The sequence below is a fragment of the Acinetobacter junii CIP 64.5 genome, from assembly GCF_000368765.1.
Classification (GTDB): domain Bacteria; phylum Pseudomonadota; class Gammaproteobacteria; order Pseudomonadales; family Moraxellaceae; genus Acinetobacter; species Acinetobacter junii.
In genome coordinates, this window is the sequence record NZ_KB849655.1 from 1,436,298 (window position 1) to 1,459,030 (window position 22,733).

Sequence of the window (22,733 nt, forward strand, 5' to 3'; positions counted from 1 at the left end):
GGCTTATTCCTCTACACTAACCATATAGTAAACTTTGTTGATCATACCACGGTTAGAAGGCGTATCTTGCACTTCTACAGTATGACCAATACGACGCAGACCTAGACCTTGTAGGCAAAGTTTATGATTTTTTAAACGATGCGAAGAAGATTTAGTCTGGGTAACTTTAATCGTTTTCATGATTGATTACCCTTGAATTTGTTCTACTGAAAGACCACGTTTCGCAGCGACTTTCTCAGGAGAAGTCATATCACGCAAACCTTTGAAAGTTGCGTTTACTACGTTAGCAGCATTAGTAGAGCCATAACATTTAGCAAGTACGTTATGTACACCTGCAGCTTCTAAAACGGCACGCATAGCACCACCAGCAATTACGCCAGTACCTTCAGAAGCAGGTTGCATGTATACACGGCTTGCACCATGACGAGCATTCACAGGGTGTTGTAAAGTAGTACCAGCAAGGTCTACAGTAATCATGTTGCGACGAGCAGCTTCAAGTGCTTTAGAAATAGCAGCTGGAACTTCACGTGCTTTACCACGACCAAAACCTACACGACCATTACCATCGCCCACAACAGTTAATGCTGTGAAAGAGAAGATACGACCACCTTTAACAACCTTGGCTACACGATCAACGGCAACCAGCTTTTCAACGAGACCTTCGTTTTGTTCAACTTTCGCCATGATTAGAACTCCAAGCCGCCTTCACGAGCAGCATCAGCCAAGGCTTTGATACGACCATGATATTTAAAACCAGAACGGTCAAATGCAACTTTAGTAACACCAGCTGCTTTAGCACGTTCTGCGATCAAAGCACCTACTTTAGTAGCCGCTTCAACGTTACCAGTAGTACCACTACGTAAAGATGCATCTAAAGTTGAAGCTTGCGCTAAAACTTTGCCACCATCTGCTGAAATAACCTGAGCATAGATGTGACGCGGAGTGCGGTTTACACACAAACGAGTCGCACCCAATGCACGGATGTGCAAGCGTGTGCTTTTCGCACGACGCAAACGGGTTTGTTTCTTTTCGTTCATAAGAACCTCGCGCCTTATTTCTTCTTAGCTTCTTTACGAAGAATAACTTCATCCGAATAACGAACACCTTTACCTTTATATGGTTCAGGAGAACGGTATGCACGGATTTCCGCTGCCACTTGACCTAACAACTGCTTGTTTGCTGATTTCAAAATGATTTCAGTTGCAGTTGGAGTTTCCGCTGTTACACCTTCAGGTAAAGCGTAGTCAATCGGGTGTGAATAACCTAATGCTAGGTTAACAACAGTACCTTTAACAGCAGCTTTGTAACCTACACCAACAAGTTGTAGTTTACGTTCGAAGCCTTCACTAACACCTTTTACAAGGTTGTTCAATACAGCGCGAGCAGTACCAGCTTGCATCCAAGCATCTTTCGATTCTTTTACTGGAGCAAGTTGAAGTTTACCTTCTTCCTGTTTTAGCTCGACCAGCGCATGCAGGTTGAAAGACAATGTACCTTTGCTGCCTTTCACTTCGACCTGCCGGCCGTTCTGAGTAACTGTTACACCATTAGGTACAGTTACTGGGGCTTTAGCCACACGAGACATGAGGAATCACCTATTAAGAAACAAAAGCAATAACTTCACCACCAACACCCGCAGCACGTGCAGCGCGATCAGTCATGATGCCTTTGCTTGTAGAAACAATTGCAATACCCAAACCTTGCTTAACGCTAGGAAGTTTATCTTTACCACGGTATTGACGTAGACCTGGACGGCTTACGCGCTTAACCGTTTCGATAACTGGTTTGCCTTCGAAATATTTTAGCGTAATAGTCAAAGTAGATTTTGCATCATCTTGAGCAACTTCTACATTTGAAATATAACCTTCTTGTTGAAGTACGTTTGCAATTGCAACTTTCAACTTAGAAGAAGGCATAGAAACAACTTGTTTCTTCGCCATTTGTGCGTTACGAACACGTGTTAACATGTCGGCAACGGTATCTTGCATACTCATTTAGTCGCTCCTTACCAGCTTGCCTTAACAACGCCTGGTACATCACCCTGCATTACTGTGTCACGTAATTTGTTACGGCTTAAACCGAACTTACGGAAGTAACCATGAGGACGACCAGTTAAACCACAGCGGTTACGAAGACGTACTGGAGATGCATTACGTGGCAATGCTTGTAACTTTAACATCGCTTCGAAACGTTCTTCGTCACTTGCGTTTACATTTGCAATCGTTGCTTTTAATTCAGCACGTTTTGCAGCGTATTTAGCAACTGTCTTTTCGCGTTTCAATTCGCGATTAATCATACCTTTCTTAGCCATATCGACCTCTTATTTGAACGGGAAGCCGAATGCACGCATAAGCGCACGGCCTTCGTCATCGCTACGAGCAGTTGTCGTAATTGTGATATCTAAACCACGAATACGATCAATCTTGTCAAAATCGATTTCAGGGAAAACGATTTGCTCTTTTAAACCCATAGAGTAGTTACCACGACCATCAAATGATTTTGAAGAAAAACCACGGAAGTCACGGATACGAGGAATCGCGATAGAGATCAAACGGTCCAAGAATTCGTACATTTGGTCGCCACGTAAAGTAACTTTACAACCAATTGGCCAACCATCACGGATTTTGAAACCAGCGATTGATTTACGAGCAAGTGTCACAACTGGTTTTTGACCAGCAATGAGTTGCATATCAGCAACAGCACCGTCTAATAATTTCTTATCAGTTGCAGCTGCGCCTACACCCATGTTAAGAGTGATTTTTGTGATGCGTGGAATTTCCATCACATTCTTAATGCCAAGTTCTTCTTTTAACTTTGCTTTAAGTTCGTCATTGTAACGTGCTTTAAGTCTGGCCATTGCCTTTTCAACCTATTACTTCGCTGCCGCCACTGATTCACCATTTGATTTATAAACACGAGTTTTCGTGCCATCAATCACTTGGTAACCAACACGGTCAGCCTTTTGGGTTGTAGCATTAAAAATTGCCACGTTAGAGATATGAAGCGTCGCCTCTTGAGTAACGATACCGCCTTCAGCACCTGTTACACGGTTTGGCTTTTGATGCTTCTTCACCAAGTTAAGACCTTCGACCTTAACTCGATCTTCAGAAACAGACAAAACAACACCTTGTTTGCCTTTTTCTTTACCTGCGATCACAATTACTTGATCGCCTTTTTTAATCTTAGCCATGATTGCCTCTTATAGAACTTCAGGAGCCAATGAAATGATTTTCATGAACTGTTCAGTACGAAGTTCACGAGTCACTGGTCCGAAGATACGAGTAGCAATCGGAGCTTTGTTGTTATTCAAAATAACAGCTGCGTTATCGTCGAAACGAATAACTGAACCATCTGGACGACGGATGCCGAATTTTGTACGAACAACTACAGCATTCATCACGTCACCTTTTTTAACACGTGCGCGTGGGATTGCTTCTTTTACAGTAACTTTAATAATGTCGCCAACAGAAGCATAACGACGATGTGAACCACCTAGTACTTTAATACATTGTACGCGGCGTGCACCACTGTTGTCTGCTACGTCGAGCATACTTTCGGTTTGAATCATTGCCCTACTCCAAAACCGAGCATCACCGGTCACAATTTCGAAAGGCTCAAAGAGTACTCGAAATTGTCCGATGATGCAACAAGAACGTCTAATTACTCAGCAGCAGCTTCAACTACTTCCACTAAAGTCCAAGCTTTAGTTTTAGAAATTGGGCGGCTTTCTTTGATGGTTACCAAGTCGCCTAATTTAGCAACATTGTTCTCATCATGAGCGTGTAATTTAGTTGAACGGCGGATTGATTTGCCATACAACGGGTGTTGAACGCGGCGTTCAATAAGCACAACAATAGATTTGTCCATTTTGTCGCTTACGACTTTGCCGGTTAACGTGCGGACTGTTTTTTCACTCATTGTCCGTTCCCCTGTTTTTCGGTAAGGAGTGTCTTGATACGAGCAATTGTCTTACGAGCAATTTGCACTTCGTGCGATTTGCCCAACTGACCAGTTGCTTTCGCCATACGAAGACGGAATTGGTTAAGCTGTTGCTCATCAAGCATCGCTTTCAACTCTTCTACCGATTTTTCACGTAGATCTTTAGTTTTCATTACATTACCGTCCGAGTCACGATAGTGGTTTTAAACGGAAGTTTAGCAGCAGCTAAAGCAAAAGCTTCACGCGCTAATTCATCGTTCACACCTTCAATTTCGTACAGGATCTTACCTGGCTGAATCTGGCAAACCCAGTATTCCACGCTACCCTTACCTTTACCCATACGAACTTCTAATGGTTTTTCGGTAATTGGTTTATCCGGGAACACACGGATGAAGATTTTACCACCACGCTTAATACGACGGCTAATGGTACGACGACAAGCTTCGATTTGACGCGCAGTCATACGACCACGTTCAGTCGCTTTAATCGCAATCGAACCAAATGATACTGTACTACCACGATGCGCTAGACCAGTGTTACGGCCTTTGTGCACTTTACGGAATTTGGTACGTTTAGGTTGCAACATGGATTATTCTCCCTTGTCAGCAGCACGGTCACCGCGACGACCACGACGCTCTTGACCTTCACCACGACCACGACCACGTTTAGCTGGACGCTCTTCAGCAGGAGCAGGGTTCATGACTTGTTTCATGCCACCTAAGATCTCGCCACGGAAAATCCAAACTTTAACACCGATCGTACCGTAAGTTGTTTCAGCACGCATAGTTGCATAGTCGATATCAGCACGAAGAGTATGCAAAGGAACACGACCTTCACGATACCATTCAGTACGAGCAATCTCTGCACCACCTAAACGGCCAGAAACTTCAACTTTGATACCTTTCGCGCCAGCACGCATAGTGTTTTGAACCGCACGCTTCATAGCACGACGGAACATTACACGCTTTTCTAATTGAGAAGCGATTGCTTCAGCAACTAAACGAGCATCTAAGTCTGGGCGATCAATTTCGTTGATGCTAACTTGCGCTGGAACACCCATAATGTTGGTGAGTTCGCGCTGTAATTTCTCAATATCTTCGCCTTTTTTACCGATAACGATACCAGGACGAGCAGTGCTAATAGTTACTTTAGCAGCGCCTGTAGGACGTTCGATAAGAATATTGCTTACCATCGCATTCTTAAGTTTTTTAGTTAAAAACTCACGAACTTGAAGATCTTTAAGCAAGTATTCAGCGTATTGTTTCGGACTCGCATACCAGTTAGCGTTATGGCGTTTCACAACACCTAGGCGGATACCGATTGGATGAACCTTCTGACCCATATCAAACCCCTACCTTAACGGTGATGTGACAAGTACGCTTTGTAATACGATCCGCACGGCCTTTAGCACGTGGCAAAATACGTTTAAGGCTCATACCTTCATCAACGTAAATCGTAGTTACTTTAAGATCGTCAACATCTAAGCTGTTGTTGTGTTCAGCATTTGCAATTGCAGATTCAAGCGCTTTTTTAACAAGCACAGCTGCTTTTTTGTTGCTGAAGTTCAAAATATCTAGCGCGCGCGCAACCGATTTACCACGGATCAAATCAGCAACTAAACGTGCTTTTTGTGCCGAGATAGCGGCACCGCGTAATTTTGCAGTTACTTCCATCATAGCACCTATTAACGTTTAGACTTCTTATCAACACCGTGACCACGATAGGTACGAGTTGGTGCGAATTCACCAAGCTTATGACCAACCATATGCTCAGTAACAATTACTGGAACATGGTTACGACCATTGTGAACAGAAATTGTTAAACCAACAAAATCTGGAAGGATCATTGAACGACGTGACCAAGTCTTGATCGGCTTACGGTTGTTAGCTGCAATTGCTGCTTCAACTTTAGCGAACAAGTGTGCGTCGACGAATGGACCTTTTTTTAATGAACGAGGCATTATTCAGATTCCTTTACTTGACGCGACGGTCGCGAATAATCATCTTAGTCGTACGCTTATTGGTACGTGTCTTGTACCCTTTAGCTTTTTGACCCCATGGGCTTACAGGTTGAATACCTTTGCTACGCCCTTCACCACCACCGTGTGGATGGTCAACCGGGTTCATTGCCATACCACGAACAGTAGGACGAACACCGCGCCAGCGTGAAGCACCAGCTTTACCCAATGAACGAAGGTTGCTTTCTTGGTTAGAAACTTCACCAATTACAGCACGACATTCAACGTGGATTTTACGCATTTCACCAGAACGTAAACGAACGATTGCGTAAGAACCATCACGACCTAACAACTGAACTGAAGTACCAGCAGAACGTGCTAATTGAGCACCTTTACCGATTTTAAGTTCAACGTTGTGAAGTGTAGAACCGATAGGCATATTACGAAGCGGTAAGCAGTTACCTGGACGAATTGGAGCATCGTTACCAGATTGTACTTTATCGCCAGCACGCAAACCTTTAGGTGCGATGATGTAACGACGCTCACCGTCAGCATACAAAACTAATGCAATGTGTGCAGTACGGTTAGGATCGTATTCAATACGCTCTACAGTCGCTGGAATACCATCTTTGTTACGTTTAAAGTCAACGAGACGATAGTGTTGTTTGTGTCCACCACCAACGTGACGAGTCGTAATGTGACCGTTGTTGTTACGACCACCAGTACGTTTTTTAGCTTCAACCAACGGTGCATAAGGTGCGCCTTTGTGAAGATGGTCATGAACCACTTTCTCTACAAAGCGACGTCCTGGAGACGTTGGCTTACATTTTTGAATCGGCATAATTTTCGTCCTTACTCCGCTGCGTTTTCAGCGGTATCGCCCAAGTCAGCCATTTCTACATCTTGGCCAGCTTTCAGGGTGACGTATGCTTTTTTAACATCAGAACGACGTCCTAATGTACGACCAAAGCGTTTTGTTTTACCTTTAGTGATCGTTGTATTTACTTTCACAACTTCAACACCAAAGAGCTGCTCAACTGCTTTCTTGATTTCAAGCTTGTTTGCATTTAATGCAACTTTAAATACTTGAACACCAGCAGTATCACCTAAAACTTGTGCTTTTTCTGAGAATACTGGTCCTTGTAGGACTTGATATAAACGTTCGTTGTTCATCCGAGTTCTACCTCAATTTTCTTAGCAGCAGCTACAGACATGACAACTTTATCGAATGCGATCAAGCTAACAGGATCAATTGCAGTTGCATCCACCACATCTACATGTGGGAGGTTGCGAGCTGCAAGATACAAGTTCTCATCTACAGCATCTGTAACGATCAATGCACGAGTTGCATTTAAGTCGTTAAGTTTTGCAAGCAATTCTTTAGTTTTTGGAGCCGCAACAGCAAACTCTTCAACTAATACAAGACGATCTTGGCGAACAAGTTCAGCTAAGATACATTGCATTGCACCGCGGTACATTTTGCGGTTAACTTTTTGAGACCAATCTTGTGGACGAGCAGCAAAAGTTTTACCACCACCTACCCAGATTGGGCTACGAATAGAACCAGCACGAGCGCGACCAGTACCTTTTTGACGGAATGGCTTTTTACCACCGCCAGAAACATCTGCACGTGATTTGTGAGCACGAGTACCTTGACGACCACCAGCTAAGTAAGCTGTAACAACTTGGTGTACAAGAGCTTCGTTAAATTCACGTCCGAAAGCAACTTCAGACAATTCAACAGCAGAGCCGGAAACAGTTTTTAAATTCACAGTATTTCCCCTCAGGCCTTGATGGTAGGACGCACGATAACGTCGCCGCCAGTTGAACCAGGAATAGCACCCTTAACAACTAAAACTGAACGTTCAGCGTCAATAGATACAATTTCAAGACCTTGAACTGTTACGCGTTCATCACCTAAGTGACCAGCCATTTTCTTGCCTTTGAACACGCGACCAGGTGTTTGGTTTTGACCTGTAGAACCTAAAACACGGTGAGATACAGAGTTACCATGTGTAGCATCTTGCGTACGGAAGTTCCAACGCTTAACACCACCTTGGAAGCCTTTACCTTTAGACTGACCAGTTACGTCAACAATTTGACCAACTGTGAACAAGTCAACACCGATAGAACCACCAACTTCACGACCTTCAAGCTCAGCTTCAGTAACACGAAACTCTTTAACTAAACGACCAGCAGCAACACCAGCTTTCGCAAAGTGACCTTTCTGAGCGCTAGTTACGCGCGATTCGCGACGTTCACCAGTAGTTACTTGAATTGCTTGATAACCATCAGTTTCAAGTGTTTTGATTTGCGTAATGCGGTTTGGATCGACTTCGATAACTGTAACAGGTACAGATACACCAGCATCTGTAAAGATGCGAGTCATACCACATTTGCGACCGACTAAACCAATAGCCATGTGCATAAACCTCTAAAAAAGCGGCTTAATTAACTTAGAGTTAATTAACCGAAAGCCTTAACCCAAAGCGATCTGAACATCAACACCAGCAGCAAGATCCAACTTCATCAATGCATCAACAGTTTTATCTGTAGGTTGAACGATGTCGATCAAACGCTTATAGGTGCGGATTTCGTACTGATCACGAGCGTCTTTGTTGACGTGTGGTGAAGTAAGAACGTTGAAGCGTTCGATGCGAGTAGGCATCGGAATTGGACCACACACTTGTGCGCCAGTACGCTTAGCGGTTTCTACGATCTCTTGAGCAGATTGATCAATCAGACGATGATCAAAAGACTTCAAACGGATACGAATTCTCTGGTTAGACATACCAGTAAACTCCAAGCCAAATATATAAAGAATCACCCATGACGCACCTCACCTTTTGGCAAGTGTCAAGGGCAGTGAAAATCACTATGGTCGTGATCGATGCCACGACTGTAATGCGTTAACTACTTTCTTCGTAGAAAACGCCCTCCATTTGAGGGTCGCCCATTATAGCGATTGTTTAAGTCTTATGCAATTCTTCTTTTATTTTTTACCGTTAAAAAATCAATTTAAGCGCTTACAACATATTCAATTGCTTGATTAAGCAAATCGTTGCCTTGTTGAAATTTATTTTGGTTTGTTTTTTTGAGCTCAGCGATTGATTGAACAAATTCCCCATTAAACACAGCCATGTCTTCTTCATTTTCGATCAACAATTGCAATGCATGTGGCGTCATTTCGGGATGAAACTGAAAACCTAAAACATTACGACCGATTTGATAAAGTTGATTTCTACATACTTCATTTTCTGCTAAACGGATACCACCTCTAGGTATTTCAAAGGTCTCGCTATGCCATTGCATAATGTTAATTTTCTCTGGAATTTGAAAACAATTTTCAGGTATGTGTGAAGCTCGACCAACATCCATCCACCCCAACTCTTGATATTGATTACGGCTAACCGCAGCACCAAGTGCATTTGCAATTAACTGCCCACCGAGACATAAGCCTATAGCAGGCTTTCCTGATGCCAAATAACGACGCAACCATCTTTTTTCCAATTTTAACCATGGGTAATTTGCTTCATCATTCACACTCATCGTACCACCCATGATAATTAACAAATCCACCTCATCTACATGTGGCAATGCTTCCAATTCCAATGGCAGGTCGACGGGCAAAGCAAAAAACTCTGTTGCCGTGATTTTTGCTTTATGTGCTTTCAAGAAATTGTAACAACTACCAAAACCTTCACCTGCGATGTGCTGAAAATAATGCACTCTTAAATGCGACTTCATGCGCTAAAACCTATTATCGTTAGAATGATATTAAGTCTTAGCAAAAATAAAGCCAGTTTCATTCAATCTATTTGATCTGTAACGATTGTGTACAAAACACCTGAACAACTAGCAGAATTGTTGTTTTTCTCTTAACCTAAATCCATCTATTGATTTGATTTAGCACCATGACTAAGCACCAAAATGCACAAACCAACCTTATTCACGCACCAAGAAAAGCCCCTCAATATATAGAAACTGTTCAACCTCCCCTATATCGTGCATCTACCATTATTTTTAAAAGCACATCGCACCTTTTTGATCGTCATTGGACAGATCCCTATGACTATAGCTACGGCACACATGGCACACCAACAACATTTACGCTAGGCGATAACATCGCTCAAATTGAAGGCGGTTTGTTTAGCTTACTTGCACCGAGTGGTTTATCTGCGATCAATTTAGTCAATAGTACTCTTTTAAATTCAGGCGATGAGGTATGGATTGCAGATAATATTTATGGTCCAAATTTAGAGCACCTCAACAACCTTCAAACTCGTTATGGCATTCAAGTTAAAGTTTATAATCCGATTGATATTGATAGTTTCACACCTTCAGAAAAAGCGAAGCTAATTTGGCTCGAAGCAGCTGGTTCTGTCAGTTTAGAATTTCCTGATTTAAAAAAACTAGTCAAAAAAGCCAAGCAATTTAATCTCCTCACCGCCCTAGATAACACTTGGGGGGCTGGTCTGGCATTTAATGCATTTGATTTCTCTGATGAACATTTATCGGTTGATGTAACAGTACACGCTCTTACCAAATATCCAAGTGGTGGTGGAGACATCCTCATGGGCTCGGTTGTAACACGCGATCAAAATTTACATCATAAACTTTATCGCATGCATGCAATCCAAGGCATATCTGTTTCAGGTGATGATACTGCGCAAATTCAACGTAGTTTGGCGCATATGTCGCTACGTTATGAACAGCAATCTCAAAGCACACTAAGATTATTAGATTGGCTAAAACAACAGCCTCAATTTACTCAAGTTTTACACCCAAGTCTTTCTGATTCAGCTGGACATCAATTTTGGAAAGAGGTTTGCACCACAGGCAAGAGTGCTGGCTTGGCAAGTGTAATCTTTGATTCAAGATATGATATGCATGCAGTTCGTAGATTTTGCGATAACTTAAAACTATTCAAACTTGGTTTTAGTTGGGGTGGACCTGTAAGTTTGGTGATGCTCTATGATTTAAAACAGATGCGTGCATTGGAAAATACACATTTACAACAAGGTTTATTGGTTCGTTTCTGTATAGGACTAGAAGATCCTGCGGATTTAATTCAAGATATTCAAAACGCATTAAAACAACTGGAATGACTCTTATAATAGGTGAAGAATGAGTACAACCATCGTAATTGCAAAAAAAACCACAGATACAACACAAGATATTGTTCTACATTCTCAATTTGCTAACCGCCATGGTCTGATTGCTGGTGCAACCGGTACAGGAAAAACAGTAACTCTAAAAGTACTTGCTGAGAGTTTTTCTCGTATCGGTGTCCCTGTTTTTCTAGCAGATGCGAAAGGTGATGTTTCAAGCCTAGCCAAAGCAGGTTCAAGCAGCCCCAAATTTGATGAACGCATTAAAAGTCTGCATCTGGATTCTGTTCCATTTGCAGCTTCACCTGTTATTTTCTGGGATCTATTTGGTCAACAAGGACACCCTATTCGAACCACAATTTCTGAAATAGGCCCTTTATTATTAGCGCAGATGCTAAATTTAAACGATACACAAGAAGGTGTATTGTCCGCAGTATTTAGAATCGCAGATGATCAAGGGCTTCTCCTCATCGACTTTAAAGATCTAAAGGCGATGCTAACTTATGTCAGTGAAAATGCTGCTGAACTGAAAAATGAGTATGGCAATCTCTCTCCTGCCAGTATTGGTGCGATACAACGCAATCTGCTTGCGTTAGCAGATCAAGGTGGAGATCAGTTTTTTGGTGAACCAAGTTTGAATATTCTAGATTTTATTCAAACAGATACTCAAGGTCATGGCTATATCAATCTTCTCGCTGCAGATAAGTTGATGAATACCCCAAAACTTTATGCAACATTCTTGCTTTGGATGCTCTCAGAATTATTTGAGCAACTACCCGAAGTTGGCGATATGGATAAGCCTAAACTTGTCTTCTTCTTTGATGAAGCACATTTATTGTTTTCCAATGCTAGTCCAGCTTTGCAAGAGAAAATTGAACAAGTGGTTCGTTTAATTCGCTCGAAGGGTGTAGGAATCTACTTTATCACTCAAAACCCACTTGATTTACCAGAAAGTGTTCTAGGTCAACTCGGAAATCGAGTACAACATGCTTTACGTGCTTTTACACCTAAAGATCAAAAAGCGGTCAAAACCGCAGCTGACACTTTCCGAGCCAATCCTGATTTTAAGGTTGATCAAGCGATTACTGAACTTGCCGTGGGTGAGGCCTTGATTAGTTGTTTGGATGAACAAGGCACCCCTCAGATTGTTGAGCGTGGTTGGGTGATGCCCCCATATTCCTCTTTTAGCCCAATCACCCCTGAAGAACGACAGGTGATGATGGGGCAAAGTATTGTTGCTGGGGTTTATGATCAAGCCTTAGATCGTGACAGCGCTTACGAACTTTTACAGAAAAAAGTATTACAACAGTCTCAGCAAAAGCAAGCTGACGAACTCGCTAAGCAGCAAGTAAAGGAACAAGAAACCCTCGCAAAGCAACAAGCAAAAGAACAAGAGCGATTTGCCAAAGAGCAACAAAAAGCGGCAGAAAAAGCGCAACGTGATCGTGAAAAGCTCACACAAGACATTGTCGGTACATTTGCAAAAAGTGCTGCCCGAAGCTTAGGTGGTAGCACTGGACAAAAAATAGTGCGTGGATTACTCGGCTCATTATTCGGAAAATAAAAAAATCTCAAAAATAAGGGATAATTAATTATCCCTTATTTTTTTATGGTTTTTATTATAAGATGTATTGCAAATACATTTTATAAGGTGTATTTTAAATATATCTTATAAAATAATAGTCCAGAGAGATCACTCATGACTCCACAGCAAATTGAACTCGTAAAAGCAACTGTTCCTGTCTTACGTGAAAATGGTGTCGCATTAACAGGTTATTTCTATAATCGTATGTTAGGAAATAATCCTGCGCTCAAAGAAACCTTTAACATGGGTCATCAACGCAGTGGTGCTCAAGCTCAAGCACTTGCAGGAGCTGTTTTAGCGTACGCAGAAAATATTGAAGATCCATCTGTGCTTTTGCCTGTGGTGGAACTGATCGCTCATAAACATGTCAGCCTCAATATCCAAGCGCCTGATTACAGTATTGTGGGTGAAAATTTATTACATTCGATCAGTGAAGTACTGAATATCTCAATGGAAGATCCTTTGATTGCGGCATGGGCCGCTGCTTATGGACAACTAGCAGATTTGTTTATCAGCACTGAAAAAGCGATCTACGACCAACATCAACAAACTAAAGGCAGTTGGTTAGGATGGCGTAATTTTAAAATCGCTAAAAAAGTGGTTGAAAGTGATGAAATTACGTCGTTTTATTTAGCACCTGTCGATGGCGGTGATTTACCAAACTACGAAGCTGGCCAATATATTTCAGTACGTGTTTTTGTCCAAGAACTCAATCTGAGACAACCTCGCCAATACACTTTATCAACAAGTCCACAAGCAGACTATTTACGTATTTCAGTGAAACGTGAAGATGCGAAAGGTGAGCTTGCCGAAGGCTGGGTATCAAATACATTACATAGTTTAGCGGAAGGTTCTGAAATCGAAGTTTCTGCTCCTACAGGTAACTTTTATCTGATAGATAGTAAAAAACGTAATGTATTTATCAGTGGTGGTGTAGGTTTAACCCCAATGATTGCTATGCTGAATCAATTAGTTACTTTAGATATGCCACAACCAGTAACGTTTATACATGCATGTCGTAGCAGTCAAGTTCATGCTATGAAACAACATATTCATGATCTTAAAGCTAAATTCCCTCGTCTAAGCACATTTACGGCGTATGAATTTCCACATGATGGGGATGTATTAGGCGTGGATTATGAAGCAGCTGGTCGTTTAGATTTAGCATCTATGGATGCAGCACTATTGCCAACAACTGCTGATTATTATTTATGTGGTCCGATGCCATTTATGGCTGAACAACACAAAGCACTTGTTGCACGAGGCATTCCTGCTGAAAATATTCATAGCGAAGCATTTGGCACAGGTGGTGTAAAACTTAGCTAATTAATGCTGCGTTTTGTATAAGGCTAGCCTATGATAGACTAGCCTTTTCTATTTATCGCAATAGATTGAGTGAAACAATGCAACTCAATAAATTTACAGATTATGCACTCAGAATCCTGATGTATGTCGCTCGCCCGAGCGAGATACCTTACACTATTGCTGATATTGCAAAAGATTTGCATGTTTCACAAAACCACCTCGTTAAAATTGTACATTTCATGGGTAAACAACAATGGATTGTTACTACACGAGGCAAAGGCGGTGGAATTCGATTAAATCCCTCAGCACGGACACTTCGACTTGGTGAAATTGTCCGTGTTTTACAAGGTCATCAGCAAATTGTGGAATGCAATAGCCCCCCTTGCGTCTTGCGCTCTCAATGTGGTCTGAAAGGCATTCTCGATCAAGCACTTGAAAGCTTTTATCATAGCTTAGATCAATATACTTTGGGTGAAGTGGTTCAACACGGCATACTCCCATCTTCCACTCGATCAGATATTACATTCTTAGAACTGGTCCAAAAAGCTTAGATTTAGGATGAAGATTCGCACGAATCCAATACATCCTTTATAATGCTTATTGCTATTCAAATTCAAAAGTAAGCTTCTATGCACCGTAGTGAAAAATCGAAAGACACCAAAGCTAGACTCGCACCTAAAGAAAAAATCAGTTATGAGAAAAAGACTGATCCTGCATTAACCGCTTATGCAGTACAGTCTTTGAATTGGTTACGCCAAGCTGAATTTTTAATGAGTGCACCAAAACTTGCTATGTGCGTTGAAGATACAGGCTATGAGATTGCATTTGCAGGTCGTTCAAATGCGGGAAAATCGAGTGCGATTAATGCCTTAACTAATAAAAAGCAATTGGCACGTGCTTCAAAAAGACCAGGTCGTACCCAAATGATCAACTTTTTTAGCTTGGGTAACCCTGATCAACGTTTGGTAGACTTACCTGGTTATGGCTATGCCGCTGTACCAGAAGCAATGAAAATTGTTTGGCAAAAAGAACTAGAAAATTATTTGATTCATCGCAAAAGCTTACAAGGCTTAGTTTTATTGATGGATATCCGCCATCCTTTACAACACTTTGATTTAATGATGTTGGAATGGGCGCATTCTCGTCATTTATTTGTTCATATTCTTCTCACTAAAGCGGATAAACTGAATCGAGGTCCAGCAAATAAAACCTTGCTCGACGTTAAACAACAATTGAAAAAAATGAAGCTCGACTTCTCAATACAACTATTCTCTTCTCTTAACCGTATTGGTCTAGAGGAGTTAGCGAGTGTTATGGGTGGTCGTTTAAATTACACACTTGATCAAACGGTGGAATTTGACCTCGATCAAATCCCAGAAGCATCAGAAACTGACGATAAAGAATAAATTATGCATTTCATGCAACTTGATGCATAAAATAATTTTTAATTGTCCTGAATTGCTAAACACAAACACTAGGTAGTTTTCATATACTGCTTAGTGTTGGTTCATTGCACTATCGATTAGGACTAAAGATGAAATTACTATCATTTGTGAAGAACAAAGTTCTTGGTTCTTCGATTGACTATAAAATTCTCCCTCGAAAAGTAAAATTTGATTGGGAAAAAACCCCTGTAGATTGGATTCCAAATCAACCTTTTGCTAGCTATTTTATTAACGAAATTAATAACATTTTGCCTGCTGGTGAGTTCTGGTTTTGCCGTTTGTACAACAAAGTACTTCCTGAAATCACTGATGAAAAATTAAAAGAAGATGTACAAGCTTTTATTCGTCAAGAAGCGATGCATGCTGTTGCTCATACCTCTGCGAATAAAGAATATCTCAGCCAACGCAATATCGATATTCAACGCAACTTAGACATCATGGATTTCTTATTTACCAAAGCTTTAGCTGATAAGCCTTTTGGTAAAGAAGTTCCTAAAATATTAGATCATCAATGGGATTTATTCCGTCTAGGTGTGATTGCAACCGTTGAGCACATGACGTGTGTTCTTGGTAAATACGCACTCTACAACAAACGTTGGGAAGAACTTGGTGCTGATCCTGAGATGATCGATTTAATTAAATGGCATGGTTCTGAAGAAATCGAGCACCGTACCGTTGCATTTGATCTTTATCGTCATTTAGGTGGTAGCTATATTGCACGTTACTACCTCAGCGTTGCGGTAATCGTTCTGGTACTTGGTTTGTGGGTAGATGGTGCTGCTCACATCATGAGCCAAGATCCTCGTTTTGCAGATAAAAAACCAAGTATATTCAAACCTTGGATATGGTTGGAATGGTATAAGATTGGCCGTAAAGACAATCAAATTCTTCCAAATCCAATCTGGTTAGTATCACAACAAATTGATTATTTGATGCCTTGGTATGATCCTGTGAAAGAAGGAAGTACCCTAGATGCAGTGAATTATTTAAATAATTCACCTGCTGCTAAGCGTGCACTACAACATGCTGCATAAGTGAAGAGAAAGAAAAAGCAGGAGTTTTCTCCTGCTTTTTTATGTTCGTACAACTCGATTAACTTGGCTCTATTTCCGTTTGCTTTGCATAACGATCGACAACCACACTGATCATCATATCTCCCTGTACATTAACTACAGTTCGAACGGTATCTAGCAACCGATCTATCGGCAGTAAAATTGCAATCGCTTCCGCAGGTAAACCAACTGATTGCAACACCATTATCATCGTTACCATGCCTGCACTTGGAATCCCTGGCGCACCTAATGATGCAATCATTGCGGTGAGACAGACGATAAACTGTTGGGTTAGGCTTAAATCCAAACCCATCAAATTGGCAATAAAAAGTGCAGCTGCAGCCTCATAAAGTGCGGTACCGTCCATATTTAACTGTGTACCCAAAGGAATTACAAAACCTGCCGTTTGCGGTCGTACCCCTAAATTCTCTTGTGCGCAACGCATACTCAGTGGCATGGTCGCAGAACTAGAGCTTGTTGCAAATGCCGTCACCAATGCAGCTCGCGCACCTCTGAAGAACGTCAGAGGATTCATTTTTCCAAAAATCCAAAGCAGTGTAGGTAAAACCACTAAGCCATGAAAAATCGTTGTCCCAGTCACCACGAATGCAAACTCAGCAAGACGACTTAATACAGATAAATCCTCAGTCGCAATCAACTTCGCCAATAATGCAAAAATCCCAAGTGGCGCGAGTTTCATTACCCAACTGACAAGCATCATCATCATTTCAAAGAATTGTTGGCTGAGTTGACGAACTGTATTAAAACGCTCACCACCTTTAACGAGAGCAACGCCTAAGAAAAGTGCAAAAACCACAACAGCGAGTACATTCCCTTCACTAAATGCTTTAAAAGGATTGATTAAGGTATTTTGAATAAAATTGGTAAGAAAACTAGAAGGTGTAAGCGTATCAGGCGTTTGATGATTTTGCATTGCTGACTGAAAAAGTGTGATATCAACGCCCTTCCCAACATCAAAAAGATGTGCACAACTGATTCCTAAGATCAGTGCAAGCGTTGTAGTGGTCACACAACTCAAGGCGGTAATCTTCCAAACTCGACCAAACTCCCCTCCAGCTTGTAAATTTGAAACCCCTACAACGATAGAACTAAATATCAAAGGGATCAGCAACATCTTTAACAAACCAATAAAAATGCTACTTAAAATACCTAAAACATATAACGTTGTTTGAGCAAAATCAGCCTGAGGATAGCTAGTCAATAAAAGTCCTAACCCTACTCCCGCGATAGCTGCAATTAAAATTTGGGTATTTAAATTCATTGTGCGTATTAAAAATGAATGCAGTACAGCTACTATGGCATGCTCAAATCTAAGAATCGAGCAATTTTTTGTCACAAGCTTATGACAAAAAAGCCATCATTATGATGGCTTTAATACGATTTCATGCAGAATAATTTCACATTATTGCGTTTCTATTTCTCTGAGCCGAATCAAACCTTCTTGTACTGTACTACAGACTAATTGTCCGTTTTGCCACATTTTTCCAAAGTTCAAGCCACGTGAACTTGCACTAATCGTTGCCTCCATGTCATACAACATCCAATCATCTGCACGCAGAGGACGATGGAAATAAATCGTATGATCAATACTAGCACATTGTAGATTTGGGGAAATCCAAGACAGACCATGTGGACGCAATGCTGTAGTCATCAAGGTAAAGTCAGAATAAAACGCAACAATCGCTTGATGAAGTGAAATTTCATCAATGTTCGATGGGATTCGATCATGAGTACGAATATAGTGTGCGTAAAAAGGAGCTTCCGGCTGAGGTTGAAACGGATTCATAGGCTGAATCGGTTTAATTTCAACATGACGTTCACGCATAAAGCTGGCGCGAACATTTTCAGGCACGAAATTGAGCATACTTTCCTTTAATTCTTTCTCAGACTTCAGCTCTTCAGGACTCGGATACTCTGGTTCTTTATGTTGATAATTTAAGCCTTCTTCTGGATTGGCAAAAGAGACCATTGCAGAAAAAATTGTACGTCCATGTTGGATCGCACGCACTTGTCGACTTGCAAAACTTTTACCATCTCGCAATGGATCAACTTCATAAATGATCGGTGCATCGACATCACCACCATATAAAAAATAAGCATGCAACGAATGTGCTGGACGATCTGTAGTGTAGGATGCGGCCCTTAACGCCTGACCCAGAACCTGCCCACCAAATACCCGTTTACCAACCAGATTGCGGCTGTTGCCCCGAAAGATATGTTCTTCAATCCGTTCCAGCGTCAATAGTTCAACGAGTTCTTGAGTCAAAACATTCATGTAATTACCATCCATCAATCAGGAAAAATCAACCCAGGCATAAGGCACAATATAGTGCCACAATAAAACACTGCTTTTAGCTCATGCACAAGGTGAATTCAGGACAATTCAGATCAACCGTTATGAGCAGCCTGACTTGATTGTGCCATAAATTCCCATAAATATACTCAGGATAAAATGATTTGTCCGTCACGTTATTCTTATTTATAACCGCTAAAAATACGATTTTTAACGATAAAATCTACCAAATACGCTATATTTTGTCAGAAAATAACATATCGTTTTATGTCAGAATAACGCAGAATGTCGTGCTCATCATGACTTACTGTCAGGATTATGATTTAGGAGTTTGTAATGTCCAAGACTGGATTTGGTCAAATGTATCGCCAACTTTCGAGTAAGTTACTTGACCTTGTGGTCACCCCACATGTTCTTGGTGAAGTTCCTACAGAATCCACCGCAGTAGAGCAAGAGAAACAGGATTCAAACAAGCTGGTCTGCTATGTTTTACAAAATTATTCACGTAGTAACGCACTGGTTGTAGATGGTGAAACTCGCCGCCTTCATCTAAAACCTGCTTTGGATGCCTTGAGTTTCGGGACGTATCATGAAAAAAACTCGATTCTATTTTTGCATCAGAATGAAAATAACTTTTTTAATACTCAAACATATCCCCCACGCCTTCTACAGTTGATCGAAGCATTAGAACAAAATCAAGAAGTAGATGTTCAATTAGTTCCCGTTACAGTACTTTGGGGACGTTCACCAGATAAAGAGGATTCATGGTTTAAACTGTTGTTCTCCGATACTTGGGCAACGCCTGGGACAGTCAAACAACTGGTCAATATTGGTCTACATGGTCGTGAGTCTTATTTAGAGTTCCATGCACCGCAATCCTTGCGTGAACTGGTAGATTATGCCAAGAGACATCATCCAAACATCTCTCCTGCCACGTATATCGCAAGTTCACTAGATGGCTACCTAGACCAGCAACGCGAAGTGGTACTTGGGCCTGACTTGTCAGACCGCCGCAACGTGATGCAGTCTATCATTAAGGCACCCGATGTACAGGATGCCATCCGTCGTGAAAGCATTCAGCATAAAATCAGTATGCTTGAGGCAGAACGCCGCGCAATTGGCTATGTCAATGAAATCGTTTCTGATTATTCAGCGTCAGCAGTACGCTTCGCAGATATGGCTTTAACACGATTATGGACACAACTGTATGACGGCGTTGAAGTTCATAATTTCAGTACAGTTCGCGAACTTGCGAAAGACTATGAAATTATTTACACACCCTGCCACCGTAGCCATATTGACTATTTATTACTGTCTTATGTGATTTACAAACGTGGCTTGATGATTCCATATATTGCTGCGGGTGATAACCTAAACTTACCTTTTGTAGGTCAGTTATTACGTGGAGGTGGTGCATTTTTCATACGCCGATCTTTCCGCGGTAATGCACTATATACATCTGTACTCAAAGAATATTTATACAGCATTCTATCACGCAATACGCCTATCGAGTACTTCATTGAAGGTGGTCGTTCACGTACCGGTCGCTTGCTACCACCGAAGACAGGCATGCTTGCAATGACCGTACATGGTCATTTACGCGGTCGCGCCAAGCCAATTGTTTTTGTTCCAACATATATCGGCTACGAACGCCTGATGGAAGGTTCAACTTATGTCGGTGAGATGCAGGGTAAGCCAAAAGAAGCAGAATCAATTTTTGGCATCGTCAAAACTTTACGTAAAATTGAAAGAATTTTTGGCAAGGTACACGTCAATTTTGGTGAACCTGTTTTCCTTGATGATATTTTAAAGCAGCATAATGCAGATAAAATTCAGATCGAAAAAAATGATGCGCCAATTCCAGCAGAAATTTCCAGTGTGGTGTCAAGCTCAGCCAACCTGATTCTGGAAAATATCAACCGTGCGGTGGTGATCAACCCTGTTTCATTATTATCTTTGATCTTATTAGCAACACCAAAACATACATTAGATGAAGAGATCTGTGCCAAACAACTTGATATTTATCGTGATTTAGCGACTCAACAACCGTATGATGAACGCACGCAAGTCACTTCTTTATCAGGTAAAGAAATCATTGCTTATGGTCTAAAGCTCAAACTGATCAAACGTGTGCAGCATGTTCTAGGTGATATTATTGCCATAGAAGACGATCAAGCCGTTTTATTAACCTATTTCCGTAATAACATCTTACATGCTTTTGTCTTACCATCACTGGTTGCATCATTGGTTGAGCACAACGGTAAAATTAACAAGACCGATTTAAGCAACGTCATCCGTACCTTGTATCCATTCCTGAAAGCTGAACTGTTCATGAAATGGCAGCCAGCTGAACTGCAACAGCATATAGATAACTATATCAACGCACTTGTTAAAATTGGTCTAATTTTCCAAGATCATGATGGCAACTTATTTAGCCCAACACCAAACAGTGAAGAGCATCAAAAACTTTTGACTTTAGGCATGCCAGTTAAACAAAGCTTAGAGCGTTACTACATGACGCTTGCGCTGATTACCCAGCGTGGTTCTGGCAATATCTCCACCAAACAGGTGGAGGAACTGAGTCACTTATTGGGTCAACGTCTGTCTGTGCTGTACGAGTTCAACTCACCAGAGTTCTTTGACAAGGCACTGTTCCAAAGCTTTATTAAGGTGCTAACTCAGCAGAATTATATTCGCAACAATGAACAGGGCTTCATTGAATATGATGACAACTTTAGTAAGATGGCGGCAGGCGCACAGTTGGTGCTTGACGAAGCGACCCTGCAGATGTTGCAGCACATCACCACATTCAGTGATGAGGAACTGGCGACAGCGCTGGAGGCAATGGCTTCACAGCAGGCCAAACGCCGTTTGAAACGTAAAAAAGCTTAATGTTTCGGTATTCACTTCTGATGGGTTAGTCAAAAATTTGGCTAACCCAATTTATTTGCGGCATTCTAAATATTTCGGATCATCTAGACATCTGAGTCGTTTGATTAGCTCGACAAAATAGGCATCGTAGTAACCTGAATCCACATAACGATTACGAATCTTAGCAACCAGCGCCTCATAGCCCTGCTTTTCATAACCCGAAATATCAGCCCAATAATACGCTGGCAAGTGATTTTCCGATTGAATCGCCTGTGCGGCCAATACATTACTATTTTTGACAAACCATGTACGAACATGATGCCCAAAATTTGCAGGATATGATTTTGGTTTAATCACAATATTCATTGCAAAATAAGCAACTGGGAAATTCACAACCTGTGTCGCTTCACCAAACTCTTTCTTGAGATTGTAGGGTAAAATTCCATAAGCAGGCGCCGCTAGAATATCAATCTTATGCTGTTTAAATAAATCAATTGCATTTGAAAAATCAACATAAGTCGCTTTAGCAGCAACACTTTGTACTAAAGCTTGTTGTGGTGGGTTATCTTCTAGAATCCCTATGCGCTTGTTTTTGAGTTGGGATACTTTACTGATCTGTTGAGTATTCATGATCATATATGCCGTTCCGATCGGAATCATACCAACCACTTCATACTTCGAACTGATCATTCTTTTTTCAACATTCGGATTATTCATAAGTTGCAAAAACATTCGTGCAACACGATTATTCGAAATTAAGCCAATTCCACCAGTGCTTCCCATAAATGAGTTGTAGCGGTAGGTATTAAAGTTTGATGCGATTAAACCTGTACATTTATTTTGCTCAAAAGCCTGAATCGCATCTTTTTCAATTTTAAAATAGCTGAATTTTAATTGAACTTGGCTTTGCATATCTTGCAAACGACGACTGATATCGCCTTTAGAACTCAAAGGCTCAAAAACACACCAAACCTGCTCACCAGCCCAGCTTGTTGTTCCCATAAATAACAGCAAAATTAAATAAATTATTTTTCTCATATACAACCTTCAATGCCTCACTGCAAACTACGTGCAAACTTAGGCAGTTCCTTAACGGAATGTGTTGGTAATTATCAATCAAGATTCATACCAACTTTTCAATCATGATCGCAGTT

Annotated in this window: 30 protein-coding genes and 1 pseudogene; 7 read left to right on the forward strand and 24 right to left on the reverse strand. The window is 41.2% G+C overall.

Annotated elements, in window-relative coordinates; all coding sequences use genetic code 11:
• Positions 1-3 precede the first annotated feature (3 nt).
• The 21 genes and pseudogenes from rpmD to F948_RS12480 all read right to left on the reverse strand — a co-directional run bounded on the left by rpmD (position 4) and on the right by F948_RS12480 (position 9,643).
• Positions 4-180 carry a 50S ribosomal protein L30 gene (rpmD, locus tag F948_RS12380; protein ID WP_000849088.1) on the reverse strand — a complete coding sequence of 59 codons (177 nt, stop codon included), beginning with the start codon at positions 178-180 and terminating at the stop codon, positions 4-6.
• Positions 181-186: 6 nt separating this feature from the next.
• Positions 187-684: a 30S ribosomal protein S5 gene (gene rpsE, locus F948_RS12385; protein ID WP_004657688.1), complete on the reverse strand. Its 498-nt coding sequence runs from the start codon at positions 682-684 to the stop codon at positions 187-189.
• 2 nt (positions 685-686) lie between these two features.
• On the reverse strand, positions 687-1,037 hold the full coding sequence (gene rplR, locus F948_RS12390; protein ID WP_004641044.1) for a 50S ribosomal protein L18: 351 nt from the start codon (positions 1,035-1,037) through the stop codon (positions 687-689).
• Positions 1,038-1,051: 14 nt separating this feature from the next.
• Positions 1,052-1,585: a 50S ribosomal protein L6 gene (gene rplF / locus F948_RS12395; protein ID WP_004909344.1), complete on the reverse strand. Its 534-nt coding sequence runs from the start codon at positions 1,583-1,585 to the stop codon at positions 1,052-1,054.
• Between the two features lie 13 nt (positions 1,586-1,598).
• Positions 1,599-1,994 carry a 30S ribosomal protein S8 gene (gene rpsH, locus F948_RS12400; RefSeq protein ID WP_004964328.1) on the reverse strand — a complete coding sequence of 132 codons (396 nt, stop codon included), beginning with the start codon at positions 1,992-1,994 and terminating at the stop codon, positions 1,599-1,601.
• Between the two features lie 11 nt (positions 1,995-2,005).
• Entirely contained in the window at positions 2,006-2,311 is a 306-nt protein-coding gene (gene rpsN, locus F948_RS12405; protein ID WP_001074624.1) for a 30S ribosomal protein S14, read from the reverse strand.
• Positions 2,312-2,320: 9 nt separating this feature from the next.
• Positions 2,321-2,857 carry a 50S ribosomal protein L5 gene (gene rplE, locus F948_RS12410; protein WP_004909351.1) on the reverse strand — a complete coding sequence of 179 codons (537 nt, stop codon included), beginning with the start codon at positions 2,855-2,857 and terminating at the stop codon, positions 2,321-2,323.
• 15 nt (positions 2,858-2,872) lie between these two features.
• A complete protein-coding gene (rplX, locus tag F948_RS12415) occupies positions 2,873-3,190 on the reverse strand; it encodes a 50S ribosomal protein L24 (protein WP_004909354.1) in 318 nt (105 codons plus the stop codon).
• Between the two features lie 9 nt (positions 3,191-3,199).
• Positions 3,200-3,568 carry a 50S ribosomal protein L14 gene (gene rplN, locus F948_RS12420; RefSeq protein ID WP_004657680.1) on the reverse strand — a complete coding sequence of 123 codons (369 nt, stop codon included), beginning with the start codon at positions 3,566-3,568 and terminating at the stop codon, positions 3,200-3,202.
• 92 nt (positions 3,569-3,660) lie between these two features.
• On the reverse strand, positions 3,661-3,918 hold the full coding sequence (rpsQ, locus tag F948_RS12425; protein ID WP_004657679.1) for a 30S ribosomal protein S17: 258 nt from the start codon (positions 3,916-3,918) through the stop codon (positions 3,661-3,663).
• Complete coding sequence (gene rpmC / locus F948_RS12430) at positions 3,915-4,112, reverse strand: 50S ribosomal protein L29 (RefSeq protein WP_004909358.1); 198 nt, start codon at positions 4,110-4,112, stop codon at positions 3,915-3,917. Before rpmC ends, rpsQ begins: the two co-directional genes overlap by 4 nt.
• On the reverse strand, positions 4,112-4,525 hold the full coding sequence (rplP, locus tag F948_RS12435; protein WP_004641059.1) for a 50S ribosomal protein L16: 414 nt from the start codon (positions 4,523-4,525) through the stop codon (positions 4,112-4,114). Before rplP ends, rpmC begins: the two co-directional genes overlap by 1 nt.
• A pseudogene (rpsC, locus tag F948_RS12440) lies at positions 4,465-5,281 on the reverse strand (30S ribosomal protein S3). Before rpsC ends, rplP begins: the two are co-directional and overlap by 61 nt.
• A 1-nt stretch (position 5,282) precedes the next feature.
• The gene (gene rplV / locus F948_RS12445; RefSeq protein WP_004683272.1) at positions 5,283-5,612 is read right to left on the reverse strand and encodes a 50S ribosomal protein L22; all 330 of its coding nucleotides are present in this window, start codon (positions 5,610-5,612) and stop codon (positions 5,283-5,285) included.
• Positions 5,613-5,623: 11 nt separating this feature from the next.
• A complete protein-coding gene (gene rpsS, locus F948_RS12450; RefSeq protein WP_004641066.1) occupies positions 5,624-5,899 on the reverse strand; it encodes a 30S ribosomal protein S19 in 276 nt (91 codons plus the stop codon).
• A gap of 13 nt (positions 5,900-5,912) precedes the next feature.
• Positions 5,913-6,737, reverse strand: a complete 825-nt coding sequence (gene rplB, locus F948_RS12455) for a 50S ribosomal protein L2 (RefSeq protein WP_004909365.1) — start codon at positions 6,735-6,737, stop codon at positions 5,913-5,915.
• 11 nt (positions 6,738-6,748) lie between these two features.
• Positions 6,749-7,069 (reverse strand): 50S ribosomal protein L23, encoded by a 321-nt coding sequence (rplW, locus tag F948_RS12460; protein WP_004877633.1) that lies wholly within the window; start codon positions 7,067-7,069, stop codon positions 6,749-6,751.
• Positions 7,066-7,668 carry a 50S ribosomal protein L4 gene (rplD, locus tag F948_RS12465; protein ID WP_004909368.1) on the reverse strand — a complete coding sequence of 201 codons (603 nt, stop codon included), beginning with the start codon at positions 7,666-7,668 and terminating at the stop codon, positions 7,066-7,068. Before rplD ends, rplW begins: the two co-directional genes overlap by 4 nt.
• A gap of 11 nt (positions 7,669-7,679) precedes the next feature.
• A complete protein-coding gene (gene rplC / locus F948_RS12470; RefSeq protein WP_004909372.1) occupies positions 7,680-8,318 on the reverse strand; it encodes a 50S ribosomal protein L3 in 639 nt (212 codons plus the stop codon).
• Between the two features lie 57 nt (positions 8,319-8,375).
• On the reverse strand, positions 8,376-8,687 hold the full coding sequence (gene rpsJ / locus F948_RS12475; RefSeq protein ID WP_000070912.1) for a 30S ribosomal protein S10: 312 nt from the start codon (positions 8,685-8,687) through the stop codon (positions 8,376-8,378).
• Positions 8,688-8,914: 227 nt separating this feature from the next.
• Positions 8,915-9,643, reverse strand: coding sequence for a type 1 glutamine amidotransferase (locus tag F948_RS12480; protein WP_004909373.1), 729 nt, complete (start codon positions 9,641-9,643; stop codon positions 8,915-8,917).
• A 167-nt stretch (positions 9,644-9,810) separates the two neighbouring features.
• On the opposite strand from F948_RS12480, the gene F948_RS12485 reads away from it, so the two are divergent.
• The 6 genes from F948_RS12485 (at position 9,811) to F948_RS12510 (ending at position 16,376) form a co-directional block, all read left to right on the forward strand.
• Positions 9,811-11,004 (forward strand): PLP-dependent transferase, encoded by a 1,194-nt coding sequence (locus F948_RS12485; RefSeq protein WP_004964337.1) that lies wholly within the window; start codon positions 9,811-9,813, stop codon positions 11,002-11,004.
• A gap of 19 nt (positions 11,005-11,023) precedes the next feature.
• Positions 11,024-12,571 carry a helicase HerA-like domain-containing protein gene (locus F948_RS12490; RefSeq protein ID WP_004964340.1) on the forward strand — a complete coding sequence of 516 codons (1,548 nt, stop codon included), beginning with the start codon at positions 11,024-11,026 and terminating at the stop codon, positions 12,569-12,571.
• Positions 12,572-12,706: 135 nt separating this feature from the next.
• Positions 12,707-13,918: an NO-inducible flavohemoprotein gene (gene hmpA, locus F948_RS12495; protein WP_004964342.1), complete on the forward strand. Its 1,212-nt coding sequence runs from the start codon at positions 12,707-12,709 to the stop codon at positions 13,916-13,918.
• Positions 13,919-13,995: 77 nt separating this feature from the next.
• Positions 13,996-14,448 (forward strand): RrF2 family transcriptional regulator, encoded by a 453-nt coding sequence (locus F948_RS12500; protein WP_004964344.1) that lies wholly within the window; start codon positions 13,996-13,998, stop codon positions 14,446-14,448.
• A gap of 78 nt (positions 14,449-14,526) precedes the next feature.
• Positions 14,527-15,303: a ribosome biogenesis GTP-binding protein YihA/YsxC gene (gene yihA / locus F948_RS12505; RefSeq protein ID WP_004964346.1), complete on the forward strand. Its 777-nt coding sequence runs from the start codon at positions 14,527-14,529 to the stop codon at positions 15,301-15,303.
• Positions 15,304-15,431: 128 nt separating this feature from the next.
• Positions 15,432-16,376 carry a metal-dependent hydrolase gene (locus F948_RS12510; RefSeq protein ID WP_004964348.1) on the forward strand — a complete coding sequence of 315 codons (945 nt, stop codon included), beginning with the start codon at positions 15,432-15,434 and terminating at the stop codon, positions 16,374-16,376.
• A gap of 58 nt (positions 16,377-16,434) precedes the next feature.
• Here F948_RS12510 and F948_RS12515 read toward each other — a convergent pair whose 3' ends face one another.
• Together F948_RS12515 and F948_RS12520 are read right to left on the reverse strand one after the other, a co-directional pair.
• Positions 16,435-17,676 carry a dicarboxylate/amino acid:cation symporter gene (locus tag F948_RS12515; protein WP_004964349.1) on the reverse strand — a complete coding sequence of 414 codons (1,242 nt, stop codon included), beginning with the start codon at positions 17,674-17,676 and terminating at the stop codon, positions 16,435-16,437.
• A 141-nt stretch (positions 17,677-17,817) separates the two neighbouring features.
• A complete protein-coding gene (locus tag F948_RS12520) occupies positions 17,818-18,690 on the reverse strand; it encodes an acyl-CoA thioesterase (RefSeq protein WP_004964352.1) in 873 nt (290 codons plus the stop codon).
• A 354-nt stretch (positions 18,691-19,044) separates the two neighbouring features.
• Between F948_RS12520 and plsB the strand changes: the two genes are divergently transcribed.
• Positions 19,045-21,600 carry a glycerol-3-phosphate 1-O-acyltransferase PlsB gene (gene plsB, locus F948_RS12525; protein ID WP_004964353.1) on the forward strand — a complete coding sequence of 852 codons (2,556 nt, stop codon included), beginning with the start codon at positions 19,045-19,047 and terminating at the stop codon, positions 21,598-21,600.
• Between the two features lie 51 nt (positions 21,601-21,651).
• On the opposite strand, the gene F948_RS12530 is transcribed toward plsB, so the two are convergent.
• A complete protein-coding gene (locus F948_RS12530) occupies positions 21,652-22,617 on the reverse strand; it encodes a putative solute-binding protein (protein WP_004964356.1) in 966 nt (321 codons plus the stop codon).
• Positions 22,618-22,733: the final 116 nt, after the last annotated feature.